Raw genomic sequence first — 10993 nt, forward strand, 5'->3', positions numbered from 1 at the left:
CTAAAGTCGAATTTTGCTAAGTTATGAATATTAAAAGTATTATAGATTTTATATAAGTTAAAGTTATCATATATCTGAGATGATCAATAGGTTTGCTGATAACATTTATGAATGTTATAAAATAACAGGACTTACCTATAAATTACGGAAGAATGAATGCGTAAATACCAATTTCTTCTATCCTAGACAAATCACAGGATACTCACTCTCTTCCTGTACACAAATTCTGCATTTAGGAGGCTTACTACCTTACTGCTTCTATTCAAGAATTTTTGAGCAATGGGGGTATCTGCTAAATTGTGTAAAATCTGTTGAGGATGTTCTAAAACAGAATTGTACGAATTTGTGTTTATTTATTGGCAACTAACTAAAATCGCAAATAATACATTAACTGAGCGATCGCTTCCCCTGATAATTCTAACCGTTTTTGAAAATCAAGTAAACTTAGGTAAGGACCTGCTGCCAGTCGGTTTTCTATAACTGTCTGTGCTAGGGATAAATCAATAAAAGGAATTTTACGCAAACTCTCAACTGTTGCTGTATTGGGATTAATTAGTTGGGGTTTATCTAAAGAATTATTGTCATAATAGTTAAATTTTAACATCGGTTTTAGTGGTTCTAATCGCTGCACTGGTACACCCAAAGCCGCAGCCACATCTTCAAGACAATAGAATACTACACCAGCGCGGGAAAGTTCCACTAGAGATCGGCATTGGTGAATTGATAACCCAGGTAAACGCAACCAATCATCTACAGTCGCTTGATTAGCATCAATTCCCAAGCCTAATTCAGCCGCTATTTGCACTTCTTCACCGGATTGTAAACGATAATAGGGGTCATTGAGTAATTTAACCCGGAGCTTTTGTAATTTCAGATTTAACGGTAGCCACTTATTCATATTTTTGTAGGTATAAATAAGTAATTTTTAGTTGCGCTAATCATCATCAAATCTAACTTTTTTATCACTTAGGAACGGAGAGGGAGGGATTCGAACCCTCGTATACATTACTGCATAACAGACTTTCCAGGTCTGCGCCTTCAACCACTCGGCCACCTCTCCAGGTGTCTCGCTTTACAATCCTACAACAGAATTTTCAAAAAAGCAAGCATTTTCAAAAAATATTTTTTTTCATGACTCCCTGACCTGAAAATGCGGGGTTTTCCACCTATTTTCTTATAATAGACTTTGACACCCCCAAATCGGAAAAGCTAAAAATCAAAATGGTTCAAACCCACACCATTAAAGTTTATAATCGCCAAACTGGTATATCCCATACCCTGCAAGTTCCCGAAGACCGTTATATTTTGCACACTGCTGAACATAACGGGGCTGAACTCCCCTTTTCTTGTCGTAATGGGGCTTGTACAACTTGTGCGGTAAGAGTTGTATCAGGAGAAATTTATCAACCAGAAGCCATTGGCCTTTCCCCTGCTTTACGCCGTCAAGGGTACGCCTTATTATGTGTAAGTTACGCTCGTTCTGATTTAGAAGTAGAAACACAAGACGAAGATGAAGTTTATGAACTTCAATTTGGGCGCTTTTTTGGTAAAGGTAGAGTTAAAGCGGGTTTACCCTTAGATGAGGACTAATACTTTTTCTGTGTTCAAGTTCACAAATTTCATGGCGAGGACGATCTCTATCCTATTCCGTCTTCGCATTCTTGTGACAAAAATAAAAATAATTATATTGTTGAGTTTGTTATTTTTGGTAAGTTGTCAAAGCCAAAATAAATCCGCAACAATTCCCTCTGATGTGAAATTAGCGCGGGTTATGAGTGGACAAAGTTTGGAAGTGTTGGGAATGGAAACACAACCCAATTTAACCTCCCAAATTCGATTAATTGGTTTGGATGCTCCAGATTTGGGTCAAACTCCTTGGGGAGAGGATGCAAAAAAAACACTAGAAACTTTGATTGGTGGTGTAAATCAATCTATAAAACTGGAATTTGACCTAGAAAACAAGGATAAATTTAACCGTACCTTAGCTTATGTATGGAAAGATCAACTATTGTTAAACGAAGAAATCATTAAACAAGGATATGCTTTATTTGTAGCGCGATCGCCTAATATTAAATATAATCAACGTTTACAACACGCCCAACAATGGGCCAGAATCATGGGGAAAGGTATCTGGAACCCTGATCAACCTATGCGAATAACTCCTGGAGAGTATCGTCGTCTTTATCGTTAAATCCACTGATAACTAACAACTAACAAATATGCAAATTTTTCTAGATATGGCTACGGAAGCAGCCCTGTCCGCAGGTGTAGTTTTACAAGACTATTTAGGTAAATTAGAAAACACAATCACCGAAAAAGGCCGTCCGGGTGACTTAGTTACTGCTGCTGATAAAGCTTCTGAACAGGTAATTTTAGAAGTCTTGCGTCGTCATTTTCCCCAACACTCAATTTTAGCAGAAGAGTCGGGAAAACTGGGAAATCAAGACCATGATTTTCTCTGGGCTATTGACCCTCTCGATGGTACAACTAATTACGCCCATCAATATCCTTGTTTTGCTGTTTCCATTGGTTTATTGATTCAGGGTGTACCCAAGGTAGGAGTAATTTATGACCCTTTTCGTGATGAATTATTTCGGGCTGGGGCGGGTTTAGGTGCAACCCGTAACCGTCGTCCTATTCATGTTTCAAAAACAGCGGAATTAAATAAAAGTCTGTTGTCTAGTGGATTTGCTTATGATCGTCGAGAAACCGCTGATAATAATTATCCTGAATTTTGTCATCTGACCCATCTTACCCAGGGTGTGCGTCGTGGTGGTGCAGCCGCCTTAGATTTAGCCTATGTAGCCTGTGGACGACTTGATGGTTATTGGGAGAGAGGAATAGCTCCTTGGGACGTTGTGGCTGGGATAATATTGGTTCAGGAAGCGGGAGGAAAGGTCACTGCTTATGATGGGACTCCGATAAAAATTGAATCGGGGAGAATTTTAGCTACTAATGGTCATCTTCATGATAGTCTCAGTCAAAAATTGATGCAAGTTCCCCGTTTATCTAGTTGGACATGATTTTTTGATCATGATTTTGGGTAAGAAATAGGAATACTGTCAGTTAAGAAACATCCGCACCCAAGGCTATCCTAATTACCCAAAATATCATTAAAGAGGCGATCGCTAACCAATCGGCTATTTTTAACTTTAATTCTTGCCATTTAACCTGATGTTCATTAGGACTAGTAAAACCCCTAACCATCATCGCATTGGCCATTTGTTCAGCCCGCAAAAGCAGATTTTTTAATAGTCTTTCGGTAACAATTAACCAAACTTTTGCTCCTGCTTTTAATCCTAACTTTTTCCAATTAATTGCCCTAGTCATAACGGAACGAACCAAGTTTTGGATTTCTTCTAAAACCAGGGGAATAAACCGCAAAGATAAGGTTAAAGTTAGGGTGATTTCTGTAACTGGAATATTCAATTTTCTTAAAGGCTGCATTAAACTTTCCATTCCCGAAGTGATTTCTTCTGGTGAGGTTGTGAGCAAATATAAATTAGTGCTGTAGATTAATGTAAAAACTATTGTACTCAAACTAGTTGCTAAATCCCAAGAACGGCGACTGACTTTCACAAATCCCTGATGAAATAACACATAGCTATATTGTTTATTATTATCTGCTATAGTCGGGGTAATTTGGTTTTTTTTATCAGTGCTGGGTTGGGTGAGAATTTGCTCATTTCCAGGTAAACGCGACTGATAATTTATGCCTAATCCATCGGGACTAATTGCGCCAATAGCTAATACCATAAATGATAATACCAACAGCCAGCCCATTTGTTGTCGCCATACCCTAAGCGGAATTTTAGCAAACACCGTCAAAAGAATTAGTAGTAATACCAGTAATAACCGCCAATAATTATTAGCGAAAACATAGCTACTTAGAAAGCTCAATAACCAAATTAACTTAACTCGCGGGTCGAGTTTATGTAACCAAGTTTGCGGTTTTTCTAAGTAAAGTCCGATGGGTAGCGATCGCAGTAAATCCATATTTTTGTCATTGGTCAGTTGTCATTTGTCAGTTGTCAACGGTATCAAGTCCGGGAAGATGACTAACTGACAATAGTTTTTTATTTTACACGAGTAGCTCGATTCGGACCACCAATTTCCATGTCTCGAACTTTCTTACTGCGCCAAAATAGACGAATGGGTGTCCCTTGAAAGCCCAACTGTTTACGGAATTGTCGTTCGATATAACGGCGATAATTCTCATTAAATCGTGTAGCATCATTCACAAACAAAGCAATAGAAGGAGGTTGACTACTCACCTGAGTCCCATAATATATTTTACCCTGACGACCGCCCCGGGAAGTCGGTGGTGAATGCCAACTGATAGCATCTTCTAGCACTTCATTAATTACCGATGTACTTACGCGGCGTTTATGTGATTCAGCGGCTTCATTGACCAATTCTAAAATCTTTTCTACTCTTAATCCCGTAACTGCACTCACAAAAATAGTATCTGCCCATTCAGTAAAATGTAAGCGTGATTCTAAATCTTTTTCATAATCATAAATGGTGTAAGAGTCTTTTTCGACAGCATCCCACTTGTTAATAACAATAACACAAGCGCGACCTTCTTCTAAAACGCGCCCAGCTAATTTTTGATCTTGTTCGGTTACACCGTCTATGGCATCAATCACTAATAAAACCACATCAGCCCGACGAATAGCTTTAAAAGCGCGGTTAATACTGAAAAATTCCGTCCCGTATTCTATATGTTTCTTTTTGCGAATACCAGCGGTATCAATTAACCTGTAGGTTTGTCCACCTCGTTCAACTATTGTATCAATAGTATCTCTAGTTGTTCCAGAAATAGGACTGACAATAGCTCTATTTTCACCGACAAAGGCATTAAGTAAACTGGATTTACCCACATTTGGACGGCCGATAATAGCGACTTTAATTTCTGGATTTTCCTCTACTTCTGTTGCATAAGGAATGTGATTCATTAACTCATCGAGAATTTCCCCCGTACCACTACCATGAATAGCGGAAATGGGGAAAGGTTCACCTAGTCCTAATTCCCAAAATTCAGCGGCTTGAATCACTCCTTGATCTGGGGATTCGCATTTATTCACAGCCAATAATACGGGTACTGGTTGCTGACGTAACCATTCGGAAATTTCTTCATCTGCGGGCATTAGACCTGCTTGCCCATCAACTACGAAAATCGCGGCAGAGGCTTCTGCAAGAGCCGTTAAAGCCTGTTGGCGAATTAAAGGTAAAAATTCGGTGTCATCGTTAAAAACTAAGCCGCCTGTGTCCACTACGACAAATTCCCGATCATTCCAAAATGCTGGACGATACGTGCGATCGCGTGTTACACCTGGTTCATCGTGAACTATTGCTGTTTGATCTCCAGCAAGACGATTTACAAAGGTAGATTTGCCCACATTCGGGCGGCCGATAATTGCAACAATTGGCAATGGCATAAACTAGAGTTCTTTAGTGCTGAGTGTGTAGGTGTGCTGAGTTTTGTCTCTACGTTCTTCACCCAGCACTGTTTTAGAGAACTACTTATTGTACCATGGTTTTTGATAATTAAAGATAATTAAATTTGTTTGTGAAATCAGATATTATAGATCCCTGAATTTTTAAAGAAATCAGGGATCTGAGTATCAAGATATTTAACTAGATTTCATTCAGAAATTGTAGCAACCGGATCTTCAATTTCAGAAGACACACTAGGTAATTCTAGACAATATCCAGCCCCATAGACGGTTTTAATGTAGCGTGGATGACGAGGATCGGGTTCAAGTTTGGTTCTCAAATGACGAATATGTACGCGAATAGTCTCAATGTCATCATCAGGATCATAACCCCAAACTTCTCTGAGGATTTCACTGGGGGAAACGGTTTGTCCGTGACGTTGTAGCAAGCAGTGGAGTAACTCAAATTCTAAATGAGTCAATTTCACTGTTGTTTTGAACCAGATAGCCTCAAATCTTTCAGGAACAAGGGTAAGAGATCCATAGTTGAGAATTTCACTATGTTTTGCTGCTTGGGGAATTCTGTCAGTGCGTCGCAATAAAGCCCGTATCCGTGCTAATAATTCCTCTACCTCAAACGGTTTGGTAAGGTAGTCATCCGCACCAGCATTAAACCCTTCTACCTTATTCTGAGTTTGGCTTAAAGCAGTCAACATCAATACAGGAATCTCAGCAGTGCGCTCATCCCGACGTAAGCGTTGACAAACTGTAAACCCATCTACTTTGGGTAACATCAGATCAAGCATAATTAAGTCTGGTTGTAGCTGGAGAGCCAGCGCTTGACCTTTGATACCATCTTCGGCTTGACTAACATCGTAGCCCGCCATTTCCAAGTTGACGGCAACAAGTTCTGAAATCGCTAGGTCATCATCTATGACAAGAATCCTCGGCATTCTGAAAAATTATAACTACTTTATTTAAGGATAATTGACGTTCCCCTCACTACTAAAAGTTCGCTGTGCTAATTCTGGTAGAAAGTTGAGGGACTTTTGAGATCATCAAGCAAACCGTAAACTTTTGTTTTCCTTGATATATAAAAAGACTATCATCTTAATTATAAAAAATATGTTAAATCTAATATAGAACCTATTTAGGATCTGTGATGGGGCAGCAGCTACTCTTTTGAACGTCAACCTCAGAAAACAAGAATTAATATTGGATTAGTATTGGCGTGATTAAATGCAGTTAGATATTCCCACATATATTACAATCGGTTACAAAATTTTCTCCCCTTTTATTAAGCGAGTCATATATAGTCATGTCCAATAGTAATATATATCTTCCCTATTTTGACAAACTTCTGGAAAAGTTCCGCCAGGGTGATACCGAGACAATGCAAGCCTTTGGTAGGCACGTCCATTGGGGTTACTGGGAAAACCCGAAAAAAGCGGATGGTTCAGTATCAGATTTTGTTGCAGCAGCCGAAAATCTGTGTCAGCGAGTATGCGATGCAGCAAATATCAAAAATGGCGATAAATTGTTAGATGTCGGGTGCGGTTTTGGTGGAACTATTGCCAGTCTCAATGAACGTATTGCTAATAGCGTACTAGTGGGTTTAAATATTGATGAACGCCAATTAATACGTGCTAAATCGGAATTAAAAGCATCCAATTACAATCAAATCGAATTTATACAAGGTGATGCCTGTCAACTTCCTTTTGAAGATGCTTCCTTTGATGTGGTACTGGCAGTGGAGTGTATTTTTCATTTTCCCAGCCGGGAGCGTTTTTTCCAAGAAGCAAAGCGAGTTTTAAAACCGGGTGGTAGACTAGCATTATCTGATTTTGTCCCCATTCCCCTAGCTTATCACTTGATGAACTTGGTAGGACAAGTAATTAAGTCACCCGTGGGACAAACCTATGGTAGAATGGACAGTCGTTTTACTCTGAATGATTACCGAAAACTCGCCCAAGAAACCGGATTTAGTATACTTGAGGAAGAAGATATTACAGTAAAAACATTGCCAACCTATCCCATTGTTAAACGGATATTTGAGGAAATGGGCGGCGAAATTGACAGAAAATCCACGGCTGATGTTGAATTGGTGAGTAATTTAGGATTGTTGCGCTACCTGATTCTTTCCTTTCAATCGCTCTAAAATTTATTAAAATTTATGTTTATGGGGATTATTAATTACAGCATTTACCATTGACCTGACCTCAAAGACTTTACACCACAAGACTTTAAATTTTGTTCCCTGTAACTGTGTTTAATTATAATTGGCTACCTGCACCCAAAAACTTAAATTTGTCATTAAATGATGTGCATCTTTGGTGCATTAATTTGAATCAATCAGAATCACAATTACAAGCTTTTTGGGAAACTTTATCTAGTGATGAAATTGCTCGCGCCGAAAGGTTTTATTTTCCTGAACATCGGCAAAGATTTATCGCTGGACGTGGCACTCTCCGCGCCATTTTAGGGCGATATTTAGCTATTGACCCCAAACAAGTGGAATTTGAATATCAACCCCGTGGTAAGCCTTTTTTGGCGGCTAAATTTGCAAATCAAAGATTATTCTTTAATTTATCTCATTCCCAAGATTTAGCTTTGTGTGGTGTGAGTTATCAAAATCAGATTGGTGTAGATTTAGAATGTATTCGCACTATGTCAGACTTAGAAAGTCTGGCCAGACGGTTTTTTTCTCCTGAAGAATATGAACATCTGTGCTTAGTTTCTTCTGAAGAACAAAAACAAATGTTTTTCCGTTATTGGACTTGTAAAGAAGCTTATGTAAAAGCTACAGGAGATGGTTTAGTTAAGTTAGAAGAAATTAAAATATCTTTAACAAAAAATCAACCCAGTAGATTACTTGTATCAGGAGATTGGAATTTAAGGGAATTAACACCAACAGATAATTTTGCGGCCGCAGTTGTCGTTGCGGGAAAGAATATTAATTTACATTGTTGGGAATATTCAGCCTTTGTGGACTATTAAATAGATTTCCTGTCTCATAACTGAAGTCGCTTAAAAGCGACTTGAATTAGCAGTAATTGGGTTTTGGGTGAGTTCTCAACTGTCTTGAGAGGAAATTCGGCCAAGGTAAACTAAGATTTAGTTTGGGTAGAGTCATGACTAACTAAACTTCCTGGAAAACTTATGTTTACTGTGGCCTGACTAATTGATGAATTTAACTCATACCAAAATCATCTCAATAATCTCCAGTAGAAAAATCACAGTTTAGACATTATTCAGGTGCTAATAATTCCCGAATTATCCTAGTGACAGCTTTTTGAGTGACGCGACTAGCAATTTGTTGACCTAAACGCTGCACTCCTGGGTTAACAATGATTTGGGCTAATTGTGGGGCTATTTTAGTAGCATCAAAACCTTTAGTTTCTCGCAAAATACCAGCAATGCGTTTAATATATTCTAAGGTTTGTTGTTGTTCAACTGTTGCTGATGGGATTTGATTTACTGCTGTTAATCCTACCCTTTCTCGGAGTATATAGGTGAAGTTATGTAAAGCATTTTTACTAACAGCATCTACACTATTGAAAAATTCATCAACTAATCTATCACGAATAAATGAACCGCGTTCTGAAGAAAGAAATTCTACTCCTTGATTGAGGACTAAGTTAAGATCATATTCTTGGTTACTGCGGGCATTTTTTAACAAGTTTTCCAAACGATTCCAGCGGAATTTACCATCTTTAAAAAGTAACTCCTTTAATGATGTTCTTAATTCATCTGCGGGGTCTGTTAATAACCGTTTAGCAACATAAGGATAGGCTTCGCTGAGAACTTTGAAGTTGGGATCTATATAAATTGCAATTCCTTCTAAAGTGACAAGAGAACGAATAATTAAAGCGTAATAAGGTGGAACACGGAAAGGATATTCATACATTAAAGCCGATAAATCATCGGTAATACTTTTAATATTCAAATCCGCTACACTTGCACCTTCCGCGTTAGCAAATACCTTAGCAAAAGCCGGAACAATAGGGGTAAGGTCCGTTTCTGGAGTCAGAAATTCTAGCTTTACATAGTCCTTTGCTAAACTATCAAATTCTCGGTTAACAACGTGAACAATTGCCTCAATTAAACCATAACGTTGGGCTGGTTTAACTTCGCTCATCATCCCAAAATCAAGATAAGCTAATTTACCATCCATAGTAGCTAACAAGTTACCTGGGTGGGGGTCAGCATGGAAAAATCCATGTTCCAATAATTGACGCAAGGAACACTGGACACCAATTTCAATTAAATACCGCGCATTGATTCCTAAAGCCGCAATTTTTTCTGGTTGAGTTAATTTCAAACCGTTAATCCATTCCATCGTTAAAACCCGACGGTTGGTGTATTCCCAGTAAATTTTTGGTACATAAATATCCTTCATCGTACCATATAACTCAAAAAAGCGTTCGGCATTTTCCCCTTCATGAATATAATCCATTTCTTCAAAAATGCGATCGCCCAATTCATCTAAAATCCCGACTAAATCACTACGCACCCGCTTGACTTTGCGCTGTACCCAACCAGCCAGATTTCGTAAAATATACAAATCTATAGTAATTCGTTCCCGTAAATCTGGACGCTGAACTTTAATCGCTACCTCTTCCCCAGTTTTCAATTTTCCTTTATATACCTGTCCCAAGGAAGCAGCCGCAATAGGTTGAGCAGATAATTCTGCATAAATTTCCGTCGGTGGCGCTCCTAGTTCTTCTTCTATAAACTGGTAAGCTATTTCATTAGGAAAAGCCGGTAATTGATCTTGCAGTTTAGTTAATTCTTCTAAATAAACTGGTGGGACTAAATCTGGTCTGGTAGATAAAGCTTGACCGATTTTAATGTAAGCCGGACCGAGTTTTGTTAATAATTTTCTGAGTTGAATGGCGCGACGTTGTTCATTTTTTACCAAAATTCCCCATTGCTTATCCCACCATAAGCCAAATGCAAAGGAAATTGTTGGTTTAAGAACCGTCAAAATCCGCCCTAAAACTTGCAGAAATCGTCCACGATATTGTTCTTGTATTTCCACAGGATCATACAGCACTGTCTCTGGTTCAGATCCTGTTGTCACTCGCGGCTTATGTCTCGGCTGTCTGGAGACTTCCGCTGACTTGATTACTAAAGTCTCTGCACTTTTTTCCGCTATGACTTCAATTACGGACAATTCGCCTCCGCGACTGTCCTCCTGAATTGTTCGAGAACTAGGGGGAAGTGTCTTAACCATCATGAAGAAGCCACCAGTTAAATCAACGTTGTTAAATATTGTAACAATATCTTGTCTTTTAGAAATATTTTTGTCAATTATTATATTTTATGTTTTTGTAAGCTACAGCGAATCTTAATTTAATACTTTACGATTAAGAAGATTATGATAATAGTTTTTTGCTCTCGCCCAGCCGCAGAGGACGCGGAGAAAAGAGAAATATAGAGCGTTTTTATCTAAATTCGGGACTTTTTTATTTGCAAGTCTCTTTTTAAATTACAAGATTGATTAAATAATTTGGATATTTTGTTCTAGGGATATAAGTTATTTATATGAGATT

At 38.4% G+C, this 10993-nt stretch carries 10 protein-coding genes and 1 tRNA gene; 5 read left to right on the forward strand and 6 right to left on the reverse strand.

Translation table 11 applies throughout. From position 1 onward, the window contains the following. Window positions 1-367: 367 nt before the first annotated feature. Both ACIR131C_RS0118105 and ACIR131C_RS0118110 read right to left on the reverse strand, forming a co-directional pair. Window positions 368-898, reverse strand: a complete 531-nt coding sequence (locus ACIR131C_RS0118105; protein ID WP_028091326.1) for a ComEA family DNA-binding protein — start codon at window positions 896-898, stop codon at window positions 368-370. Window positions 899-973: 75 nt separating this feature from the next. Then, a tRNA-Ser gene (locus tag ACIR131C_RS0118110) sits at window positions 974-1060 on the reverse strand. Window positions 1061-1221: 161 nt separating this feature from the next. Here ACIR131C_RS0118110 and ACIR131C_RS0118115 point away from each other — a divergent pair. Genes ACIR131C_RS0118115 through ACIR131C_RS0118125 form a run of 3 tightly spaced genes read left to right on the forward strand, consistent with a single transcriptional unit; the run spans window position 1222 to window position 3023 of the window. Beyond that, window positions 1222-1590 carry a 2Fe-2S iron-sulfur cluster-binding protein gene (locus ACIR131C_RS0118115; RefSeq protein ID WP_028091327.1) on the forward strand — a complete coding sequence of 123 codons (369 nt, stop codon included), beginning with the start codon at window positions 1222-1224 and terminating at the stop codon, window positions 1588-1590. Between the two features lie 31 nt (window positions 1591-1621). Further along, window positions 1622-2191, forward strand: a complete 570-nt coding sequence (locus ACIR131C_RS0118120) for a thermonuclease family protein (RefSeq protein WP_035367624.1) — start codon at window positions 1622-1624, stop codon at window positions 2189-2191. A gap of 28 nt (window positions 2192-2219) precedes the next feature. Next, entirely contained in the window at window positions 2220-3023 is an 804-nt protein-coding gene (locus ACIR131C_RS0118125) for an inositol monophosphatase family protein (protein WP_028082831.1), read from the forward strand. A gap of 43 nt (window positions 3024-3066) precedes the next feature. On the opposite strand, the gene ACIR131C_RS0118130 is transcribed toward ACIR131C_RS0118125, so the two are convergent. From ACIR131C_RS0118130 to ACIR131C_RS0118140, 3 genes are all read right to left on the reverse strand, one after another. Further along, on the reverse strand, window positions 3067-3996 hold the full coding sequence (locus tag ACIR131C_RS0118130; protein WP_028091328.1) for an energy-coupling factor transporter transmembrane component T family protein: 930 nt from the start codon (window positions 3994-3996) through the stop codon (window positions 3067-3069). A gap of 80 nt (window positions 3997-4076) precedes the next feature. Beyond that, window positions 4077-5441, reverse strand: a complete 1365-nt coding sequence (gene der, locus ACIR131C_RS0118135; protein WP_028091329.1) for a ribosome biogenesis GTPase Der — start codon at window positions 5439-5441, stop codon at window positions 4077-4079. 206 nt (window positions 5442-5647) lie between these two features. Beyond that, window positions 5648-6391 carry a response regulator transcription factor gene (locus tag ACIR131C_RS0118140; protein ID WP_028091330.1) on the reverse strand — a complete coding sequence of 248 codons (744 nt, stop codon included), beginning with the start codon at window positions 6389-6391 and terminating at the stop codon, window positions 5648-5650. Between the two features lie 365 nt (window positions 6392-6756). Here ACIR131C_RS0118140 and ACIR131C_RS0118145 point away from each other — a divergent pair, with 365 nt between their 5' ends. Beyond that, window positions 6757-7596: a methyltransferase domain-containing protein gene (locus tag ACIR131C_RS0118145; protein ID WP_028091331.1), complete on the forward strand. Its 840-nt coding sequence runs from the start codon at window positions 6757-6759 to the stop codon at window positions 7594-7596. Window positions 7597-7703: 107 nt separating this feature from the next. Then, window positions 7704-8435, forward strand: a complete 732-nt coding sequence (hetI, locus tag ACIR131C_RS0118150; RefSeq protein WP_028091332.1) for a 4'-phosphopantetheinyl transferase HetI — start codon at window positions 7704-7706, stop codon at window positions 8433-8435. Between the two features lie 250 nt (window positions 8436-8685). Here the strand turns inward: hetI and ACIR131C_RS0118155 are convergent, their stop codons facing one another. After that, window positions 8686-10677, reverse strand: coding sequence for an ABC1 kinase family protein (locus ACIR131C_RS0118155; protein WP_028091333.1), 1992 nt, complete (start codon window positions 10675-10677; stop codon window positions 8686-8688). Window positions 10678-10993: the final 316 nt, after the last annotated feature.

It is taken from the genome of Dolichospermum circinale AWQC131C (genome assembly GCF_000426905.1).
GTDB classification, from domain to species: domain Bacteria; phylum Cyanobacteriota; class Cyanobacteriia; order Cyanobacteriales; family Nostocaceae; genus Dolichospermum; species Dolichospermum circinale.